The organism is Streptomyces shaanxiensis, from assembly GCF_039537145.1.
In the GTDB taxonomy this organism is placed as follows: domain Bacteria; phylum Actinomycetota; class Actinomycetes; order Streptomycetales; family Streptomycetaceae; genus Streptomyces; species Streptomyces shaanxiensis.
In genome coordinates this window covers 364,747-385,459 of record NZ_BAAAZY010000028.1, presented here as the reverse complement: position 1 = coordinate 385,459, position 20,713 = coordinate 364,747, and the positions used below count along the sequence as shown (strand labels likewise).

Annotated in this window: 17 protein-coding genes; 13 read left to right on the top strand and 4 right to left on the bottom strand. The window is 71.5% G+C overall.

Annotated features, from left to right (window positions below; all coding sequences use genetic code 11):
- The 7 genes from ABD932_RS39925 to ABD932_RS39895 all read left to right on the top strand — a co-directional run bounded on the left by ABD932_RS39925 (position 1) and on the right by ABD932_RS39895 (position 8,022).
- Positions 1 to 1,101, top strand: coding sequence for a FecCD family ABC transporter permease (locus ABD932_RS39925; RefSeq protein WP_345020878.1), 1,101 nt, complete (start codon positions 1 to 3; stop codon positions 1,099 to 1,101).
- A gap of 16 nt (positions 1,102 to 1,117) precedes the next feature.
- Positions 1,118 to 1,969 (top strand): ABC transporter ATP-binding protein, encoded by an 852-nt coding sequence (locus ABD932_RS39920; protein WP_345020876.1) that lies wholly within the window; start codon positions 1,118 to 1,120, stop codon positions 1,967 to 1,969.
- Between the two features lie 28 nt (positions 1,970 to 1,997).
- Complete coding sequence (locus tag ABD932_RS39915) at positions 1,998 to 2,249, top strand: hypothetical protein (RefSeq protein WP_345020875.1); 252 nt, start codon at positions 1,998 to 2,000, stop codon at positions 2,247 to 2,249.
- Positions 2,250 to 2,443: 194 nt separating this feature from the next.
- Positions 2,444 to 3,796 (top strand): MFS transporter, encoded by a 1,353-nt coding sequence (locus ABD932_RS39910; RefSeq protein WP_345020874.1) that lies wholly within the window; start codon positions 2,444 to 2,446, stop codon positions 3,794 to 3,796.
- Between the two features lie 13 nt (positions 3,797 to 3,809).
- On the top strand, positions 3,810 to 5,636 hold the full coding sequence (gene asnB / locus ABD932_RS39905) for an asparagine synthase (glutamine-hydrolyzing) (RefSeq protein WP_345020873.1): 1,827 nt from the start codon (positions 3,810 to 3,812) through the stop codon (positions 5,634 to 5,636).
- A gap of 12 nt (positions 5,637 to 5,648) precedes the next feature.
- Positions 5,649 to 6,908 carry a cytochrome P450 family protein gene (locus tag ABD932_RS39900; protein WP_345020871.1) on the top strand — a complete coding sequence of 420 codons (1,260 nt, stop codon included), beginning with the start codon at positions 5,649 to 5,651 and terminating at the stop codon, positions 6,906 to 6,908.
- 136 nt (positions 6,909 to 7,044) lie between these two features.
- The gene (locus ABD932_RS39895; RefSeq protein ID WP_345020869.1) at positions 7,045 to 8,022 is read left to right on the top strand and encodes an L-tyrosine/L-tryptophan isonitrile synthase family protein; all 978 of its coding nucleotides are present in this window, start codon (positions 7,045 to 7,047) and stop codon (positions 8,020 to 8,022) included.
- On the opposite strand, the gene ABD932_RS39890 is transcribed toward ABD932_RS39895, so the two are convergent.
- The 3 genes from ABD932_RS39890 to ABD932_RS39880 are packed head-to-tail and all read right to left on the bottom strand — an operon-like array spanning position 7,992 to position 10,890.
- Positions 7,992 to 8,996: an ABC transporter substrate-binding protein gene (locus ABD932_RS39890; RefSeq protein ID WP_345020867.1), complete on the bottom strand. Its 1,005-nt coding sequence runs from the start codon at positions 8,994 to 8,996 to the stop codon at positions 7,992 to 7,994. The genes ABD932_RS39895 and ABD932_RS39890 overlap by 31 nt on opposite strands.
- On the bottom strand, positions 8,981 to 9,763 hold the full coding sequence (locus tag ABD932_RS39885) for an ABC transporter ATP-binding protein (protein WP_345020864.1): 783 nt from the start codon (positions 9,761 to 9,763) through the stop codon (positions 8,981 to 8,983). The genes ABD932_RS39890 and ABD932_RS39885 overlap by 16 nt, the downstream gene beginning before the upstream one ends.
- Before the next feature lie 2 nt (positions 9,764 to 9,765).
- The gene (locus ABD932_RS39880; RefSeq protein ID WP_425587583.1) at positions 9,766 to 10,890 is read right to left on the bottom strand and encodes a FecCD family ABC transporter permease; all 1,125 of its coding nucleotides are present in this window, start codon (positions 10,888 to 10,890) and stop codon (positions 9,766 to 9,768) included.
- A 297-nt stretch (positions 10,891 to 11,187) separates the two neighbouring features.
- On the opposite strand from ABD932_RS39880, the gene ABD932_RS39875 reads away from it, so the two are divergent.
- From ABD932_RS39875 to ABD932_RS39850, 6 genes are all read left to right on the top strand, one after another.
- A complete protein-coding gene (locus ABD932_RS39875) occupies positions 11,188 to 11,664 on the top strand; it encodes a YfbM family protein (RefSeq protein ID WP_345020863.1) in 477 nt (158 codons plus the stop codon).
- A gap of 39 nt (positions 11,665 to 11,703) precedes the next feature.
- The gene (locus ABD932_RS39870; protein ID WP_345020861.1) at positions 11,704 to 12,429 is read left to right on the top strand and encodes an ankyrin repeat domain-containing protein; all 726 of its coding nucleotides are present in this window, start codon (positions 11,704 to 11,706) and stop codon (positions 12,427 to 12,429) included.
- A 260-nt stretch (positions 12,430 to 12,689) separates the two neighbouring features.
- Positions 12,690 to 14,087: an FAD-binding oxidoreductase gene (locus ABD932_RS39865; RefSeq protein WP_345020859.1), complete on the top strand. Its 1,398-nt coding sequence runs from the start codon at positions 12,690 to 12,692 to the stop codon at positions 14,085 to 14,087.
- 115 nt (positions 14,088 to 14,202) lie between these two features.
- A complete protein-coding gene (locus ABD932_RS39860) occupies positions 14,203 to 15,663 on the top strand; it encodes a cytochrome P450 (protein WP_345020857.1) in 1,461 nt (486 codons plus the stop codon).
- Positions 15,664 to 15,854: 191 nt separating this feature from the next.
- A complete protein-coding gene (locus ABD932_RS39855; RefSeq protein ID WP_345020957.1) occupies positions 15,855 to 17,333 on the top strand; it encodes an MFS transporter in 1,479 nt (492 codons plus the stop codon).
- Positions 17,334 to 17,387: 54 nt separating this feature from the next.
- A complete protein-coding gene (locus ABD932_RS39850) occupies positions 17,388 to 18,581 on the top strand; it encodes an esterase-like activity of phytase family protein (protein ID WP_345020855.1) in 1,194 nt (397 codons plus the stop codon).
- A gap of 132 nt (positions 18,582 to 18,713) precedes the next feature.
- Here ABD932_RS39850 and ABD932_RS39845 read toward each other — a convergent pair whose 3' ends face one another.
- Positions 18,714 to 20,708 (bottom strand): GDSL-type esterase/lipase family protein, encoded by a 1,995-nt coding sequence (locus ABD932_RS39845; RefSeq protein ID WP_345020853.1) that lies wholly within the window; start codon positions 20,706 to 20,708, stop codon positions 18,714 to 18,716.
- Between the last annotated feature and the right edge of the window lie 5 nt (positions 20,709 to 20,713).

Here is a 20,713-nt window from a genome sequence, read left to right as displayed (position 1 = left end):
ATGATCGGCACCCTGGCACGCCGGAAGGAGACGCGGGACCGGTTGGACCGGCAGGACCGGCAGGAGCGCACCCGTTCCGTCCCTGCCGGACCGCTGGCACTGACCCTCGCCCTGGCGCTGCTCGCCGCCCTCACCGCGGCGGTGTCCTGGGGCTCGACGTCCATCCCGGCCGGTGAGGTGTGGAGCGTGGTCGGGCGCCGCCTGTCCGGCGAGGCCGCACGCCCCGGCACCGACGACCTGATCGTCTGGCAACTCCGCGTCCCACGTGCCCTGTTGGCGGCCCTGGTCGGTGCCGGGCTAGGACTCGTCGGTACGGCGGTGCAGGCACTGGTGCGCAACCCGCTGGCCGACCCCTACCTCCTGGGCATCTCCAACGGCGCCTCCCTGGGCGCGGTCGCCGCGATCGTCCTCGGCCTCGGGGCCGGCGGGACCCTGGCGCTCGGGCTCTCCGGGGCTGCCTTCGTCGGAGCACTGGCCACGTTCGCCCTCGTGTGGGCCGTGGCCCGGCGGGGCGGCGGATTCGCGCCGCTGCGGCTGGTGCTGGCCGGGGTGGCGATCGGGCAGTTCCTGTCCGGGTTCACCAGCTACCTGGTGTTGCGGGCCGGGGACGAGCAGCAGACCCACAGCGTGCTGTTCTGGCTCATGGGCAGCCTCAGCGGGGCGAACTGGGAGCTGCTGGCCGTCCCCGCGGTCGCGGTACCGGCCGGGTGGCTGTGCCTCCAAGGGCGCGCCCGGGGCCTGAACGCCCTGCTGATGGGCGACGAGACCGCGGCCGGGCTCGGGGTCGACGTCACCCGGCTGCGGCGGGAACTGTTCACGGTGACCAGCGTGCTGACCGGCGTCCTGGTGGCCGTCTCGGGGGCGATCGCCTTCGTCGCGCTGATGGTGCCGCACGTCTGCCGTCTGGTCGTCGGCGGCGACCACCGGCGTCTGCTGCCGGTCTCCGCGCTGTTCGGGGCGCTGCTGATGGTGGTCGTCGACATCGTCTGCCGTACGGCGATGGACACCCAGGAGCTGCCGGTCGGCGTGGTCACCTCGCTCATCGGGGCTCCGGCACTGCTGTATCTGCTCGACCGGCGTCTGGGGAGCGGAAGTCGATGATCTGGGGGAGCGGACGTTGAGGATCGACATCGAGGACCTGCACGTCGCGTACGCCGGCCGTACGGTCGTCGCCGGCGCCCATCTGATCGCGGCCGAGGGGGAGATCACCGGCCTCGTCGGTCCCAACGGCAGCGGCAAATCCACGCTTCTGCGTACCGTGTACCGGCACTTGAAGCCGACCGTCGGACGGGTGCTGCTCGACGGGGCCGACATCGGGGAGATTCCCCCGGCCCGGTCGGCCCGCCATGTCGCCGCCCTCCCACAGGAGCGCGGCGGCGACTTCGAGCTGACCGTCCGCGAGGTCGTCGCCATGGGCCGTACGCCCTACAAGCGGGCCTTCGCCGGGGAGGACGCCACCGACCGGGACGTCGTCGCCCGCGCCCTCGCGGACGTCGGCATGGCCCGGCACACCGGGCGCCGCTTCACGGAACTGTCCGGCGGCGAACGCCAACGCGTGCTGCTGGCCCGCGCCTTCGCCCAGCAACCGGACGTCCTGGTCCTGGACGAACCCACCAACCACCTCGACGTCCGCCACCAGGTCGAACTGCTCGCCCTGCTGCGGGCCCGGCGCCGCACGACCCTGGTGTCGCTGCACGACCTCAACGCCGCCGCCTCCGTCTGCGACCGGCTGCACGTCCTGCACGACGGCCGGGTGGTCGCCTCGGGCCCACCCCGTGAGGTGCTCCAACCCGCCCTGCTGGCCGCGGTGTTCGGTGTGCGGGCGGCCGTGGCGGAGCATCCGCTGACCGGCGACCCGCTGATCGCCTTCGATCATCGGTCTCCGGTGGACGGACCGGACGGCGCGGGTATCCCCATGTCGGCCCCGAGCGGCGTCTCGGGTGCTGGTCCCGGGCGGTCACACCGGTGAGCGCCCACGATCGCGAAGGTTGTGAACTATGAGCGACATCCAAGGCATGGACGGCAAGCACTGCGTGGACGGCATGAACGGCCTGGACCCGGTGGCGACCTTCTGCGGCAACTGCGACTGCGGCTGTCCGCAACTCTTCGTCGACCCCGCCGCCCCGGCCGAGCGCCGCGTCGTCCTCACGGACGACTTCGGGCAGCGGGTGCAGATGAGCGCGGACCAGTTCTCGTCGCTGGTCGCGGAGGCCAAGTCCGGGAAGCTGGACGGCATCGTGTCGGCCTGACCGCCGTAGAAGGACCGGTACGGGCCGTAGAAGGGCCGTACAGGCCGGTAGTAGGGCCGTACAGGCCGTACGAAATCCAACTCCGCGTTTCATCATATTTCCGGCCATGACCGGGAACTGGGCCCCCGGCGTCCCCGACCTCTGGAACGAGGCTGCTGACCGGCAGCCGGTCTTGAGGGGGAGGGGGCGCGAGGGTGACGGACCGCTGGGTTCTCGTGGCTGTGGCGGGCTTGTTGTCGTTCGTGGCGATGCTGGACATGAACATCGTCAACGTGGCGCTGGCCGACATCGCCGCGGGCCTGCACGTCTCGGCCGCGACGGCACAGTGGGCGGCGTTGGGGTACCAACTCCCGGTCGTCGCCCTGCTGTTGCCGGTCGGCCGATGGCTGGACGGCACGGGCACGCGGCCCGCGCTGCTGGCGGCCACCGCCGGTTTCGCGCTGTGCAGTGCCCTGGCCGCCCTCTCTCCCTGGGCCGCCTGGCTGATCGCGGCTCGAGTAGGGCAGGGCGCGTGCGCGGCGGTGCTGTTCGTGCTGATGCCGGTGCTGGCCATCCGCGCCGTTCGGCCCGAAGCGCGTGGCCGGGCGATGAGTGTGCCGGCGACGCTCGGCCCGCTGGGTGCGGTGACCGGTCCGGCGGTGGGCGGGCTGCTCCTCGACCACCTTGGCTGGCGCTGGGTGTTCCTGGTGAAGATCCCGTTCTGTCTGCTGGCGTTGGCCGTGGCCTGGCGGGCGATGCCCAGGGACGGTGCGCTGCGCGGACCCGGCAAGCGGGCACTGGGTGACGCGCTCGCGGTGACAGCCGGCCTGTCCGCGCTGCTGCTCGCCCTGACCCTGGGATCCGAGGAACCGACGTGGCTGCTGCTCGCAGCCGGTGCCGTACCGCCGTTGTGGTGGTGGCTGCGCGGGCCGGGCGGCCGTCCGGTGACCGGAGTTCTGCGAGCAGCGAGGCTTTTTCGCGCGCACGGAGCGGTTCTGGCGCTCGCGGCCGGTTTCGCCGCCATGCACTACGTCGTCGCCCTGCACCTCCAGCGGGACGACGGCGTCAGCGCCACCGCGACCGGGCTGACCGTGCTCGCCTTCCCGCTCGGCATGGGGCTTGCCGGGCCCTTCGGCGGCAGGCTCGCCGACCGGTACGGGTTCCGGCGGGTCGCGGTCACCGGCGCCGTCCTCACCGCGGCCGGCCTCCTTCTGCTGGTCCCGCTGGGTGATGCCTGGTTCCCGCCCGACGTGGCCTGGCGGCTGGCGCTGGCCGGCGTCGGCATGGGCCTCAACGGAGGCCCGACGCAGGCCCTGCTCATGGGCGCCGCCCCACCGGGTCGCACCGCGACGGTCGGCTCGACGGTGCAGGTCGCCCGCGGCCTCGGCTTCACCCTCGGCCCGGCCCTGGCCACGGTCGTGTGGCCCCTGGCCGGGACCGGCAACGGAGTGCGAGCGGGGCTGGCCCTCGCCGCCGCGGCGGCCTGTCTCGCCGTACCCCTGCTCGCGCTGCCCGGCCGACGGGCCGCCGTCGTGCCGGGGCGGACCACCGACACCGTTTCGACCTGATCCAGGAGTTCCCATGTGCGGAATCACCGGCTGGGCGTCCTTTCACCACGACGCCCGCATCCAGGCCCCGGTCATCGAGGCCATGACCGCGACCCTCGCCCCGCGTGGCCCCGACGCGGGCGGCGTGTGGCTCGGCGAGCGTGCGGCGATCGGGCACCGCCGCCTGGCCGTCATCGACCTCGCGGGCGGCGGCCAGCCGATGACCGACCGGCCCGAAGCGCCGACCGTGGTCCTGACCTGCAGCGGCGAGGTCTACAACCATCACGAGCTGCGAGCCGAACTCCGGGGTCGCGGGCATGTGTTCCGCACCCGCAGCGACACCGAGGTCGTCCTGCGGGCCTATGTCGAGTGGGGCGAGGCGGTCGCCGACCATCTGGACGGCATGTTCGCGTTCGCCGTCTGGGACGAGCGTGCCGAGCGGCTGCTGCTGGTGCGCGACCGGCTCGGCGTCAAACCGCTGTTCTGGGCGGCCGTCGACGGAGGCCTCGCCTTCGCGTCCGAGCCCAAGGCGCTCTTCCGGCACCCGGAGATACGGCCCCGGGTGGACGCGGACGGGCTGCGGGAGGCGTACAGCCTGCTGTTCAACACCGGGCCGACCGTGTGGTCCGGCATACGCGAGGTCGAGCCGGGCGGCCTGCTCGTCCTGGACCGGGACGGTATCCGCGAGCGCCGCTACTGGCAGCTGGAGGCAGGCGTCCACGAGGACGACCGGGACGCCACCGTGGACCGGGTCGCGACCCTGGTCGGTCGGGCCGCCCGCGGCCAGTTGGAGGCCGACGTCCCGCTGTGCAGCCTGCTGTCCGGCGGCATCGACTCCACCGTCCTGACCGCCCTGCTCGCCGACGAACTCCGCCTGCGCCAGGGCCCGGACGCCCGGATCCGCTCCTACGCCGTCGACTACAGCGGCCAGGCCGAGCACTTCACCGGCGACGTCCTGCGCACCGGCCACGACACCCCGTACGCCACAGAGGCGGGCACCTTCATCGGCACCGACCACAGCACGGTCGTACTGGACCCGCGTGCCCTGCTCGACCCCGAACACCGCAAGGCCGTCGTCGCCGCCCGCGACTCGCCGATCGGCGTCGGCGACATGGACACCTCGCTGTATCTGCTGTTCGGGGAGATACGGTGGCACTCCACCGTCGCCCTGTCCGGCGAGGCCGCCGACGAGGTCTTCGGCGGCTACCCCTGGTTCCACAACCCCAAGGTGCTCGCGGCAGACACCTTCCCCTGGCTGCTGGTCACCGGCGACGAGGCCGCCATGCCGCTCAACCCCGAACTCGACCTGCGCATCGGTGAGTTCCGCGACGACACCTACCGCAGCGCCCTGGCCGCCGTGCCCCACCTCGACGGCGAGACCCCCGCCGAGCACCGGCAACGCGAGATGCAACACCTGTCCCTGACCCGCTGGCTGCGCCAACTCCTGCACCGCAAGGACCGGTTGAGCATGGCCCAGGGTCTTGAGGTGCGCGTTCCGTACTGCGATCACCGGCTCGTCCAGTACGCCTTCGACGCGCCCTGGGCGCTGAAGAGCTTCGACGGCCGCGAGAAGAGCCTGCTGCGCGCCGCCGGAACGGGGCTGGCCCCCGACTCGGTTCTGCACCGGCCCAAGAACCACTACCCGGCCACCCACCACCCCGACTACAACCGCGGCCTGCAGGACATGGCCCGCGACGCGCTGTCCGTCGAGCAGGTCCGGGCGCTGGCCGACGAGACCCGCGTCAAGCCCTGCCTCGACACCCCGCCCGAGCGACTGGAGTGGGGCCACCGCCTGCACCTCGAACGCGTCGTCGACCTCGCCCTGTGGCTGGACCACCACAAGCCCGAACTCGCCCTCTGAGGAGTCCCGTTCATGACCGTCCAGGAACCCGAGACGACGGACGAAGCCACCCTTCCGGACCCGGTGCCGCTGATGGGCTGCCCGTACAAGAGCAACCCCTACCCCCTCTACGAGCGGATGCGCGAGGCCGGGCCGGTCCACCCGGTCCTCTTCCCCAGCGGCGTCCGGGCGTGGCTCGTCACCGGGTACGACGCCGCCCACGCCGCCCTCAACGACGACCGCCTCGGCAAGAACCACGACCGGGGCAACGACCGCTGGCGCGCCCGCGCCTCGATCATGCCCGAGCCGCAGCACTCCCGGCTCCAGGTCCATCTCCTCCACCAGGACCCGCCGAAGCACACCAGCATGCGGCGCTGGGTGACGGACGCCTTCACGCCGCGTCGCGTCGAACAACTGCGGCCCCGTTTCCAGGAGTTGGCCGACTCGCTGGTCGACGCCCTTCCGGCGGCCGGACCCGCCGACCTGGTCACCGGCTTCGCCGCCCGCTTTCCCTTCCAGGTGCTCGCCGAAGTCATCGGCCTGCCGGGGGAGTTGGCGGCGCGTTTCGACCGCGACTGGGGCAAGGTCGTGCAGCCGGTCGGGCCGACGGATCCCGGCAGGCCGCTGTACGAAGCCCGGCTGCACGGTCTGGAGAGCTACATCGCCGAGGTCGTCGCCCACAAACGCGAGCACGGGGACGACGATCTGCTGAGCCGCCTCGTCGTGGCCCGCGACCGGGGCGAGCTGTCCCGGGCGGAAGTGGACTCGATGATCTTCCAGCTGCTGGTGGCGGGCCAGGAACCGGTCACGAACCAGATCACGACCGCCCTGATCGCCCTGTTCCGCCACCCCGACCAGCTCGCCCGCCTGCGCGACGACCCCGGCCTCCTGCCCCGCGCGGTCGAGGAACTCCTGCGCTACGACAGCGCCTTCGAGCTGACCACCTGGCGCTTCTTCGGCCAGGACGGCGACCTGCACGGCACCGAGGTCCCGGCCGGCGACTCCGTGATCGTCTCCCTCTGCGCAGCCAACCGGGACCCGCGCCGCTTCCCCGCCCCCGACACCCTCGACCTCGACCGCAGCCCCAACCCGCACCTCGCCTTCGGCCACGGCATCCACTTCTGCCCCGGCGCCGCCCTCGCCCGCGCCGAACTCCAGATCGCCCTGGGCACCCTGCTCACGCGTCTGCCCGGCCTGCACCTCGCCATCAGGGACGAGGACATCGAGTGGATCCCGGCAGTCCTCGGCCGCGGCACGAACCACCTGCCCGTCGGCTACGACCGACGGTTGTGAGGCCGACGGCTGCGAGACCGACGACCGGCTGATTCCCCCGCCTGACCGTGACCGGCTGATCCCACCGGCCTGACGACAGCGCCTTGCCCGCCAAGGCGCCATGCCGGCCTGCCCGCACACCCCCTGGAGGAACGACATGCTCCTGACGACGGCACCGGACACCCCGCCCCTGCCCACAACCACCGCCGCGCAGATCCTGAACCTGCTCCTGCCGCACCACCGCACGACCGACCGGGCCCGGGCCTCGGCCGAGGCGTTCCCCGGTCAACTGCGCCGGATCACCGACTTCGTCCGCGAAGGCGCCCCCATCGTCTTCACCCTGCCCGGCTTCCCCTGCAAGTCGCCCAACCCGGCCAAGACCCTGGGCCACCTTCCCGACATGGGCGAACGCCTCTCCCTCGCCTTCCTGGACGCGCTGTGCACGGAGATCGGGCGGATCCACCCGCCCGGCGCCCACGTCGTCATCTGCTCCGACGGCCATGTCTTCGGCGACCTGATCCGCGTCCCCGACGACCACATAGACGCCTACGCCGACGAACTGCGCGCACTCATACGGGAATCGGGCCTGCACCACCTCTCCGTCTTCGACCTGCGCGACGTCCTAGGCGACCTCCCCCACGACACCAAACGCGCCCACGTCCACGACCGCTACGCCCCCACCCTGGACGCCCTGCGTGCCGAGGTCCGCACCGACGCCCCCACCCTGGCGCTGTACCGGGGCATCACCCGCTTCCTCGTCGAGGACACCGCAGACTTCCACGGCACCCGCTCGGCCCTCCAACGCGAGTGCCGCAGACGGGCGTACGGCGTCATCCAGCGCAGTCGCGCCTGGGGAGCCCTCATCGCCGACCACCACCCGTACGCCGTACGCCTCTCGATCCATCCCCAGCCGGCCGGCGCCGCCAAGTTCGGCATCCGGCTCCTGGACGCCCCCGACGCCTGGACCACCCCCTGGCACTCCGCCGCCCTGCACGAGCCCGACGGCACCTGGACCCTCATGCCGCGCGCCAGGGCGCAGCGTCTCGGCCGCCTCGTCCATCGCGACGGCAGGCCGAGCCACTTCGAGCGGTCGGGCTCCGGCGGTCAGCGCTCGGCGGCCACCGCCCGCAGATAGGCGCCCAGGCGGGCGATCGCCGACGGGTTGCGGGGGCTCTCGACCAGGTCGACGTAGTCGAGGACGAAGATCCGTTTGTGCTTGACGGCGGAGACGTTCCGCAGGGGCGGGTAGGAGAGCAGGAACTTCTTCTTCTGCTCGGCGCTCACATCGCCGTAGTCGCAGATCACGATGACGTCCGGGTCCCGCTGCACGACGCTCTCCCAGCCGACGGTGGTCCAGGAGTCCTCGACGTCGTGCATGACGTTGATCCCGCCGGCCTCGCTGATGATCTGCTCCGGGGCGGCGTAACGGCCGGAGGTGAACGGCTGGTCCTGGCCGCTGTCGTACAGGAACACCTTGGGCCGGTCGGCACCCGTGGGGGCCTTCGCCTTCACCTGCGCGACCTGCTTCTTGAAGTCGGCGATCAGCGTGGCGGCCCGCTGCTCCACGCCGAACAGCTTCCCGAGGTTGGTGAGGTCGGCGTACAGGGCGTCCAGCGGCGGCATGATGCCGCGCGAGGTCTCCGTACGGCCGTTGCGGCAGGACTCGGTGAGGAGGTACGAGGGGATGCCGAGCTTCTTCAGGGCGTCGGGGGTGAAGCCGCCGTCCTCGCGGAAGCCGTAGTTCCAGCCGGCGAAGACGAGGTCGGCGCGGGCGTCGAGGACGTTCTCCTTGGTGAGCTGGTCCTTGGAGAGCCACTTGACCTTGTCGTAGCCGTCCTTCCACGGGACGTCGGTCAGGTCGCCCTTGTCGTCCGGCATGGCGAACCCGGCCATGCGGTCCTCCAGGCCGAGGGCGAACATCAGCTCGGTGATGCCGACGTCGTTGGTGACCACGCGCTCGGGGACCGGGTCGTAGGTGACCTTGCGGCCGCAGTTGGTGAGCGTGACCGCGGCCGACTTGGCGTCCGCCGACTTCTCCACCGTGGCGCCGCAGCCGGTCGCGGTGACCGTCGCGGCGAGGCAGAGGGCGGTGGCTAGGAGCTTGCGCATGTGGGTCCTTGGGGGAGGAGGTCGAACAGGAGCTGGACCGCGCCGGTCTCCGGGTGCCGTACCGGATGGGCACGGACCCCGAACACCTCGGCGAGCAGGTCGGGTTGGAGTACGTCGAGTGGCGTACCCGAGGCGACGACACGGCCGCCGGCGATGACGTACAGGACGTCGCAGTGCGCGGCGGCCAGGTTGAGGTCGTGCAGGGCGGCCAGCACGGTCAGGCCGCTGGTGCGCACCAGGGACAGCACGTCCAACTGGTGGGCGATGTCGAGGTGGTTGGTGGGCTCGTCCAGGACGAGCACGCGCGGTTGCTGGGCGAGCGCGCGGGCGATGAGCACGCGCTGCTTCTCGCCGCCGGACAGGGCGAGGAACCCGCGGTCGGCGAGATGGGCGACGCCGGTGCGGTCCATGGCCGCGGCGCAGATCTCCCGGTCGGAGGCGGCCGTACGGTCCCGGTGCGGCAGCCGCCCCATGGCCACGACCTCGGCGACGGTGAAGTCGAACTCGGCCGACGACTCCTGCGGCAGCGCGGCCAGCACCCGGGCGGCGGCCCGGGGCGGCATGGCGTGCACGTCGTCGCCGTCCAGCCGCACCACACCGTCGGCCGGACGCAGCGCCCGGTACACGCACCGCAGCAGCGTGGACTTGCCGCTGCCGTTCGGGCCGACGAGCCCGACGAACGCCCCGCTGTCCACGGCGAGTCGGATGTCGTCGACCAGCCGCGCTCCGGCGGCCTCGACCGTGATGCCCTCGATGTCGAGCCGCATGCTCACCGCCCCCCGAACGCATAGCCGCCGCGCCGCATCAGCAGCAGGAACGCGGGCACCCCGACGACGGCCGTGATCACCCCGACCGGCAGCTCGGCGGGGGCGACGAGGAGCCGCGACAGCAGGTCGGCCCACACCAGCAACACCGCCCCGGCGAGCGGCGCCACGGTCAGCACCCGCCGGTGATCGGCGCCGACCAGCATCCGTACGACGTGCGGCACCATCAGCCCGACGAACCCGATGGCCCCGCTGACCGCCACCACGGTCCCGGTCACGGCCGCGGTGACCAGGAACAACTCCCGCCGCAGCAGCGCCGGTCGGACGCCGAGCGCAGCCGACGTCTCGTCCCCCATGGCGAGCGCGTTCAACGCCTCCGCCCGCCACCGCAGCCACGCCCACCCGGCCGCCACGGTCACCGCGGCGAGCGGCACCTGCGCCCAGGTCGCGCCGCCCAGGCTGCCCAGCAGCCACATGATCGCGGACCGGGCGGCCTCGCCCCGGGCCGCGCCGAACACCATGACGGTGGTGACGGCCTCGAAGCCGTACGCCAGTGCCGTCCCGGTCAGGATCAGCCGCAGCGGGGTCAGGCCGTGCGGCGAGCGCGCCACGGCGTACACCAGCGCCATCGCCGCGAGCGCGGAGACGAACGCCGACAGGGACAGCGCCCAGACCCCCAGCCCCGCGAACGCCCCCAGCAGGATCACGGCGTTGGCGCCCACCGCGGCGCCCGAGGAGATGCCCAGCACGAACGGATCGGCTAGCGCGTTGCGCACCATCGCCTGCACGGCCACCCCGACGGCGGCGAGCCCGGCCCCGACGACCGCGCCGAGCACGACGCGCGGCAGCCGGATCTCCCACACGATGGTGTACGCGGCGACGTCCTGGCCGTTGATGGTCCCGCCGGTCAGCCCCGCCCCGAGCAGCCGGAAGACATCTCCCCACCCGATGCCGGCGGCTCCGAGCCCGACGCCGCACACGAGGGAGACGAGCAGAAGCAGCCCCAGTCCCAGGGCGAGCGGCAGCACCGCCACGCGGGACGCACCGGGACTCGGTGTCGATGTCGGTATCCGGGTCGGACTTCGGTGCACGGGCAGGGCGGTCCTTCGCCTGGGGCCGCCTGTGAACATCGAGCAGGGAGACGGCCCGAACGACCGTGCCGGCCGCGCGGTCCCCTCTCGCAGTCCACGGCGAGCAGTCAACGGGTCACACCACCCACGGGCGATCGGGCTCGCGCGACGGACGACCAGGTCCCCGCGCACACCGTTGCGGGTCAGCGCCGGACTCTCACCGGACTTCCCCCGCGGGAGGCCCGGGGAGCGTAACAGAGGGAGGTCAGCCCGGTTGTCAGTGCCCTGTGGAACACTCGCCGTCGTCGGTTCGATCAAGGGGTCGAACGACAGATTCGCCAAGGGGGATTGCCTGTTATGGGCATGTACATTTCGTTCGTCGGCGCCACCACGGAGGAGCTCGACAGGGCGGAGAAGGACCCGAGTTGGGCCGATGAGTTCGTCTACGAGCTCTACGACAACGAGGACGACCCGCTGCCGGGCCGTCCCGACGTCGGCCTGGACAAGAAGTGGGCCGGCCTCCAGTTCCTGCTCGACGAGACCGACGTGGAACTCGAGTTCATGATGGACGGGTTCCCGATATTGGAGGACGGCACGCTGTTCGGGTACTCCGCGGAAGAGGTCAAGACCGTGGCACGGCAACTGAGGGCCACCCCGTGGGAGCAGGTGGCGGCACATTACGACGCGGAAGAGATGACCAAGGAGGATGTGTACCCCCGGATCTGGGACGACGACGGCGGGGACTGGCTCGAAGACGCCTACGACGAACTGGTCGAGTTCTTCGGCGAGGCGGCCGATCGCGGCCTCGGGGCGTTCATGACCTTCAGCTTCTGAGGAATCCGGCAGCTTTCAGGGAACCCGGGAGGTCGTCCCATGCTGATCGACACGACTGCTCCACTGGGCCGCGCCGCCGTCGAGGCGATCCGGACCGGTGACGTGAACGCGTTGCAGGACCTGCTGACCGCACATCGAGGGCTGGCCACGGCACGGCTGGGCAACATGAAGACCGCCCGGACCCTGCTTCACGTCGCCACCGACTGGCCCGGCCACCTGCCGAACGGCCCCCGGACGGTGGCCGCGCTGGTCGCCGCGGGCGCGGACGTGGCCGCCCGGTTCACCGGCGCGCACCGCGAGACCCCGCTGCACTGGGCGGCCAGTTGCGACGACGTGCCCGTCCTGGACGCGCTGCTCGACCTGGGCGCCGACATCGAGGCCGACGGCGCGGTCATCGGCAACGGCACGCCGCTCGCGGACGCGGTGGCCTTCGGGCAGTGGAACTGCGCCCGGCGACTGGTGGAGCGCGGCGCGCGCACCACCTTGTGGCAGGCCGCGGCCCTCGGCGAGGCCGACCGCGTCGCCGCCCGCTGCACGTCCGAGTCCGCCCCGCCCACCGAGCAGGAGCTCACCGAGGCGCTCTGGTGCGCCTGCCACGGCGGGCAGCGGGAGACGGCCGACTACCTGCTGCGACGGGGCGGTGACAGCAACTGGATCGGGTACGACGGCCTGACCGCCCTCGACGCCGCACACCGCTCCGGCCACGACACGCTGGTCACATGGCTGCGCGAGCAGGGGGCGAAGTCCGCCGAGGAGTTGGCCTGACGGCGGGCGGGCGGCCAGGGGCCGTGCCTCCGACGTAGCTCCGGGCCACGGCCCCGGGCCACGCCCACCGCCGACGTGCGGCCGTCCAGGGAGAGGTGAAGACTGGGACACGGCCGGGCCGCTGCGCCCTGCCGACATCGACATGAGGTGCGAACGGATCCGCGCACCACGCCCCCGCTGCCCGCCCGGACGTCAGGCGCCGTCATCCGTCCGCGGTTCACCGTCTGCACACAGACGTCTTCAATAAGAGGGGTCCGGCCATGGGCGGCATCAACGGAACGGCACTGGAGGTCTTGCGCGAGGGACTGCGGGGGCCTGTCATCTCTCCGCGGGACCCGGGCTACGACGAGGCCCGCAGCATCTACAACGCCATGATCGACCGGCGTCCGGCCGCCATCGCGCAGTGCGTGGACGCGGCGGACGTGCGGGCCGTGCTCGCCTTCGCCAGGGACACCGGAGCGGAGCTCGCGGTGCGCGGCGGGGGCCACAGCGGACCGGGTCTGTGCCTGGTCGACGACGCGCTCGTCCTCGACCTGTCGACGATGCGCGGGGTGCGGGTGGACCCGGGCGCGAGGATCGCGCAGGTGGCCGGCGGCGCGCAGCTGGGCGACCTCGACCACGCGGCCCACACGTTCGGCCTGGGCGTGCCGACCGGCATCATCTCGATGACGGGCGTGGGCGGCCTCACCCTCGGCGGCGGCCACGGCCACCTGACCCGCAAGTACGGCCTGACCGTCGACAGCCTGCTGTCCGCCGATGTCGTCCTCGCCGACGGCACCTTCGTCACCGCGTCCGAGGAGGAGCACCCCGATCTGTTCTGGGCGCTGCGGGGCGGCGGCGGGAACTTCGGCGTGGTCACCTCGTTCACCTTCCGGCTGCACCCGGTGGGCACGGTCGGCGTCGCGGTGACGGTGTGGCCGGTCGACCGCACTCCGGAAGTGCTGCGCTGGTACCGGGAGTTCCTGCCCGCCGCGCCGCAGGACCTCAACGGCTTCTTCACCCTCTTCACCATCCCACCCGGACCGCCGTTCCCCGAGCCGATCCACGGGCAGAAGATGTGTGGCGTCGTCTGGTGCTACACCGGTGACCTGGACGGCGACCGCCTGGAACAGGCGCTGGCCCTGGTGAACGAACCGGCCCCGCCCGCCTTCCACTTCACCACGCCCATGCCCTACCCCGCCCTGCAGGGCATGTTCGACGAGCTGATCCCGAAGGGCTACCAGTGGTACTGGCGCGGCGACTTCTTCGACACGATCTCCGACGCCGCGATCGAGGTGCACCACAAGTACGGCGACAACCTCCCCACCCAGCTTTCCCTGATGCACCTGTATCCCGTGGACGCGCAGGCCCACGAGGTCCGCTCCGAGGACACCGCCTGGGCGTACCGGGACGCCGTGTATTCCGGAGTGATCGCCGGCGTCGACCCGGACCCCGCCAACGCCGGGCTGATCCGGCAGTGGTGCGTCGACTACTGGAGCGACCTGCATCCGTACTCCATGGGCGGCTCCTACATCAACTTCATCGGCGAAGGGGAGAGCCCGGACCGCGTCCGCGCCACCTACCGCGGCCACTACGACCGGCTGGCCGCGACGAAGCACACATACGACCCGGACAACTTCTTCCACGCCAACCAGAACATCCCGCCGACGGCAGGCTGACCTTCGCCGTACCTGTCGTTCACCCCGAGGACCCCCTGGGGTAGGGTCGCGGGCGTTGTCGGCTACTGACTGGTAGTGAGCCGGTGCGGGGAGTGTCGAAGGGGGCGGCAGACAGATGGAGTCCCAGGTGGGCGGGAGCGGATCCGTGGGCGTCGACGGCACCAGGCTGGAGGAGTTGACTCCCCAGCCGTTGCTGACCCGCGACTACGAGACACGCCCCTCGCTCGTGTACGAGCGCCTGAGGCAGCAGCACGGACCCGTCGCCCCCGTCGACCTGCTGGGCGTGCCCGCCTGGCTGGTGCTCGGCTACCGGGAGGCGCTGCAGGTACTCCAGGACGAAGACGGCTGGCCGAAGGGGCTGGAGAACTGGCGGGCCCGCTCGGCCGGCGAAGTACCCGACGACTGGCCGCTCGGGCCGTCCCTGGAGGTCAACCACGTGCTGATCCAGGGCGGTCCCGGATACAAGCCGCTGCGGACGGCGTGGGACGCGGCGCTCAAGCCGTTCCAGGATCCCGCGCACCCCCAGGCGAGGCGGCTGAAGACCGCCGTCACCGCCTACTCCGACGAACTGATCACCCTCGTCGGGCAGGGCGGCGGCACCGGCGTGGCCGACCTGTCCGCGCAGTTCTCCCGCCCGCTGCCGCTGATGGTGGCCAGCCACCTGCTCGGTTTCCCCGGTTCCCAGGGCGACGACGCGCTGATGGACATGTGGCGGGTCCTGGACGCCGGTCCCGACGCCGAGCCCGCCCTGGAGCGGCTGCTGGCCACGCTCGCGGAACTGGCGGCCGTGAAGCTGAAGGAGCCGGGGGACGACTTCCCCTCCTACCTGCTGGCCGCGCATCCCGATCTCTCCCTCGACGAACTGGCCCGTGAGCTGTTCATGCTGCTCGGCATGACGTCCGACCACGTCGGCATCCTGATGTCCAACACCGTGGTCGAGGTCATCTCCGGCGACGGCGGCGTACGCGCCAGCCTGTCCGCCGGGATGATCCGGGAGACCATGAACCGGGTGGTCATGCGCAAGCCGCCGCTGGTGAACTTCGTCCCGCGATTCGCCGCCGAGGACACTCCGCTCGGCAACTACACGATCCGGGCCGGCGACCCGGTGTGGGTCTCCTCCGCCGCCGCGCACGCCGACCCGCTCTTCGCCGATCACGTGGCGCCGAGCAGCACGATCAGCACCCGGGCCCACCTGTCCTGGGGCGCGGGCCCCCGCCAGTGCCCGGCGCGCGAGCTCGCGTCCACGGTCGCGGCGGTCGGCGTGGGCCGGCTCTTCGAGCGGTTCTCCCATCTCGACCTCGCGCTCCCGGCCGACCAACTGCCCTGGCGCTCCTCGCCGTTCATGCGCGGCCTGCGCTCACTGCCCGTCCGCTACGAACTCGCTCCCATGCCGGGGCGGCCCATGGCGGCCGAGCGGTCACCGGCCCCGCAGCGGGCGTCGGCACAGCTGACAGCCGCGGACACCGCGGCCCTGTCGGCACCGGAGCCGCCCGAGCCGGTGCTGCCGGACCAGGCCACCCGGCAGCGCTCGTCACTGTGGCGCTATCTCACCGGACTGATCCGCGCCGGACGCTGACCAGGGGCGCCGCAGCCGGCCCGGTGATCGACTGGAGGGCCGTCCGGTTGCGGCGTACGGTCGAATGGTGTGCGGGAACCAGCACCGACCACCCGCCGCACTGGCGCGATGCCATGAGCAATCCGGAGCCGACCCCTGAAGCACGGACCACCACGCAGGAGACGGAGCGAGGTGATGGCCGTGGCAGCGGTATGGCGTTGCTGGTCATCGCGTCCTGTCAGCTGATGGTGGTGCTCGACATCACCATCGTGAACATCGCCCTGCCGGACATCCAGCGCTCGCTGGGCTTCTCCACGACCAGCCTGTCCTGGGTGATCAACGCCTACACGCTCACATTCGGCGGACTGCTGCTGCTCGGCGGCAGGATGGGCGACATCCTCGGCAGACGGCGCGTGTTCATCTTCGGCGTCCTGCTCTTCGTCTTCGCCTCACTGCTCGGCGGACTCTCCCAGAACGAGTGGCAACTCCTCGCCGCTCGTGCCCTCCAGGGCGTCGGCGGCGCCATCGCCTCCCCGACCTCCCTCGCCCTGATCAGCACGACCTTCCGTGAAGGACCCGAGCGCAACAGGGCGTTCGGCGTCTTCGCCGCGGTCTCGGCGGGCGGCGGCGCGATCGGGCTGCTGATGGGCGGCATCCTGGTCGAGTGGCTGAACTGGCGATGGGTGCTGTTCGTCAACGTGCCCATCGGGCTGCTCATCGTGCTCGCCACGCCGCGCTGGATCCAGGAGTCCGAGCGCCACCCCGGCCACTTCGACCTGACCGGCGCACTGACGTCCACCATCGGCATGGTGCTGCTGGTGTACGGGTTCATCCGGGCCGCGCAGGACGGCTGGCGGGACCCGCTCACGCTGGCCGCGTTCGGGGCGGCCGTCGTCTTCCTGCTGCTGTTCATCCTGGTCGAGCAGCGCTCCCGGCAGCCGATCACGCCGCTGCACATGTTCGCGGACCGCAACCGCGCGGGCACCTACGGCATGATGCTGAGCCTCGCCGCCGCGATCTTCGGCATGTTCTTCTTCCTCACCCTCTTCGTGCAGAACGTGCTGGACTTCAGCCCGCTTCAGGCGGGTCTTGCCTTCCTCCCGGTGAGCGCCGTCATCGCGATCGGCGCGGGACTCGCCTCCCAACTCCTGCCGAAGTACGGGCCCAAACCCTTCATGGTGACGGGCGCGATCCTGGCCGCCGCCGGCCTCGCCTGGCTGACCCTGACCGACATCCACTCCACCTACCTGGGCAGCATCCTCGGCCCGATGCTCGTCTTCAGCCTCGGCATGGGCATGGAGTTCGTGTCCCTGACCCTGATGGCGCTGTCCAACGTGGCCGTCCATGAGACGGGCGCCGCCTCCGGGCTTCTCAACGCCACCCAGCAGGTCGGCGGTTCCCTCGGACTGTCCATCCTGGTCACGATGTTCGGCACGGCCAGCAGCAACGAGGCCGACAAACAGATCCCGGCCTTCCTGTCCCAGGCGACCCCGCTGGAGCGGCTGCGCTTCGAACGCACCGGACAGCTGCCGGCGCAGTACGCCGACGAGATCCTCACCGCGGGAGTCTCCGCCGCCTTCATCGTGGCCGCGATCTTCACCGCGATCGCCGCGGTGATCGCCCTCCTGGTCATCCAGGTCCGCCCCTCCGACCTGGAGCGGCTCCAGGGCGGAGGAATGCCGACGCCGTGAGGTGTTCCCCTGTCGTTGGCGCCCGCGTCACCGCATGCTCTTACTGTGCGCGCCATGAGAAGAACCTCGATCATGGTCAGTGCCGCGCTGCTGACCCTCTCCCTCGCGTCGCCCGCGGTGGCCGACCGGGGCGCACCGGACTTCGGCCGCGCCACGCTGACCGGCTTCGCGTCGCTGCCGGCCGAGACGTTCGTGCCGGGCAGCGAACCGTCCGGCTCGGCCATCGGGGCGGGCCCCTTCAACGGCATAGCGGCGCCGTTCGCCCATCAGCCCGTCCAGGGCTTCAGCGGTGTCGTGAACAGGCGCGACGGCACCTTCGACGTGCTGTCGGACAACGGGTACGGCACCAAGGCCAACAGCGCCGACTTCCTGCTCCGCGTCCACCGCGTCAAGCCGGACCCGCGGACCGGGAAGGTCACCGTGCTCGGCGGGTTCAACCTGAGCGACCCCGACCGCCACGTTCCGTTCCCGCTCACGCGGGCCGACCGGGTGCTCACCGGTGCCGACTTCGACGTCGAGTCGATCGTGCGGATGCCGGACGGGACGTACTGGTTGGGCGACGAGTTCGGTCCCTGGCTGCTGCACTTCTCCGCCGAGGGCCGTCTCCTGGAGGCGCCGATCGCGCTCGACGGGGTGAAGGCGCCGGAGAACCCCTACCTGAACGGCGCCCAGCCGAACATCGCGAGCAGCAAGGGCTTCGAGGGCCTGGTCCGTTCCGTGGACGGCCGTCACCTCTACCCGCTCCTGGAGGGCACGGTGACCGGGGACACGCCCGGCGACCTGCGGTTCAGCGAGTTCGATCTGCGTAAGCGCGCGTACACCGGGAAGCGCTTCGGCTACCGGCTGGAGTCGACCTCGAACGCCATCGGCGACGCCATCGCCGTCGACCGGCACCGCTTCCTGGTCATCGAGCGCGACGGAGGACAGGGCGACACCGCCAAGTTCAAGCGCGTCTACCTGGCCGACACCCGGGACCGCGACGGCGACGGCCTGATGGACAAGACCCTCGTCGCCGACCTGCTGGACATCGCCAACCCGAAGGGGCTCGGCGGCTTCGGGGAGACGTTTCGGTTCCCGTTCCAGACGATCGAGGACGTCAACCTCGTCGACGACCGGACGCTGGCGATCCTGAACGACAACAACTTCCCCTTCTCGTCCGGCCGGACGGCAGGCAAGGCGGACAACAACGAGTTCATCACCGTCCGGCTCTCGGCCCCGCTGCACGCGGACTGGCGCGCCCTCCGCTGACTGTTCCTCGGAACGGCGGATACCGCTACCTGCTGGAGATCCCGGAGACACCCGCCGACCCACTCGGCGGGTGTCTCCGGCTGATCGAGCACCAGGTGGACCAACTGATCGACGCGGCACCGCGCGGGCCGGTCAGCCGCCGATCCGTGCCGCGATGATCGGCGCCAAACGGTCGGCGATGACGCGGTGGCCCTGGTCGTTGGGGTGGACGGAGTCCGTCAGGTCGCCGGAGCCCAGCCAGCCCGTCGTGTCGACGAAGGAGAGCCGGGTGTCGCCGCCGTCCACGGCCGCCTTGACGGCCGCTTCGGTCTGCGGGACGTAACGGCCGCGGAAGGTCTCCAGCGCGAAGATCCACGCCCGTGGATACGCGGCCCGGACCTTGCGCAGCAGACTGGAGTACGCCGACTGGAACTGCGTGGAACTGACGCCGTGGCCCACGTCGTTGGTGCCCAGGTTGATGACGACGGCGTTCGCCTGGTAGCGGGAGAAGTCCCAGTTGGGCGTGGGCGAGTTGGGGTTGAGCCTGCCGAACTGCTGCTCCAGGCCCACGCATCCGTCCGCCGTGGCCACCAGACAGGCACCCCCTTGGGCGACCTGCGTGTGCTCGGCACCGAGCCGTTCGCCGATCAGCCAGCCGTACGCGGTACGGGCGTTCTGCGAGCTGGTGGTGCCCACGGTGATCGAGTCGCCGACGAACTCGATCAGTTTGGCGGGAGCCGGCGGTGCGAACGTCGTCGCGCCGCTGTCCAGGGCCAGCCCCTGGAACACGGCGTCGCCGCGGTACGAGCCCGCGACCACCTGGTAGTTGACCTGGAGGGTGTGGTTGCCGGCGGCCAGCGCCGTCGGCGTCAGGTCCACGGTGCCCTTGACGTCGTCGTAGAACCTCACCGGCCCGTCGTCGATGCGCGCCCAGAAGTCGATGGTGCCCCGCTGCTTGAGCTTGACCGTCCGGCCGGTGAAGCCGACCCGGTAGTACGCGCCCGCCCAGTACGGGGTGTAGAGGGTGCTGGAGCTGCGGGTGTCCCAGCGGCCGACGAACTTGATGCTGGGGTCGCCGGGCTGCCCGGGAGCGGCGGCCTGGGCGGACGCCTCGGTGGCGGTGCCGAGCCGGGCGGCGATGACGGGCGCCAGACGGCCCGCGAACTTGGTGTGGCCCGCCTCGTTGGGGTGCCCGTTGCCGTCCTCGTAGTCGGTGCCGTCGGTGAGCCAGCCCGTGGTGTCGACGTAGGTCACCTTGGCGTCACCGGCGCTGTTGCGGGCGCTCACGGCGGCCCTGGTCTCGGCGACGTAGCGCTTCTTGAGCGTCTGCACGGCGAAGAGCTGGGCCTCGGGGTGCCGGGCGCGCACATCGCTCAGGAACTTGGTGTACGCCGCCTGGAAGGCGGGGCCGGACACACCGTGGCCGATGTCGTTGGTGCCGAGGTTGATGACCACCGCGCTCGCCCCGTAGCGGGAGAAGTCCCAGTTCTGGTCACCGGTGCTGCCCGTCCGGAAGTACTGGCCGCTCAGGCCCGTGCAACCGGACTGGGCGACCAGGCAGTAGCCGGCCCGGGCTATCCGGGTGTGCCGCATCCCGAGCCGCTCGCCGGTCTTCCAGGCGTACGAGTCGAGCGCGAGCCGGTCGGTGAGAGCGCCCGTGGTGATGGAGTCGCCGACGAACTCGACCAGCCCTGACGGCACCGCCGGAGCGACGGTGCGCGCACCGGAGTCCAGGACCAGGCCCTGGAAGACGGTGTCACCTGAGCGGTAGGAGATCCGCAGGGTGTGGGTGCCGGGGGACAGGGGCTGGGGAGTGAGGTTCACCGTGCCGCGGACGCCCGCGTGGAAGACGTCGGGTCCGCCGTCGACGCTCGCGTAGAAGTTGACCGCGTCCCTGGCCCTGACCTTGACCGTGGTGCCGGTGAACGCCGTCTGCAGATATGCGCCGGACCAGTGGGGCACGGCCGCGGTGCCCGAACTCGTGTCCCAGCGGCCCACGTACGCGATGTTGGGGTCGGACACCGAACCGTCGCCCGCCGCCGCCCGCGCCGGGGAGCCGCCCGCCCAGGACAGCGACAGCAGGGCGGCGACGAGTGCGGCGGTGAAGAGGGCGGAAAGGGTGCGTCTGGGGTGGGGGGTTGTCTGCACGGGGA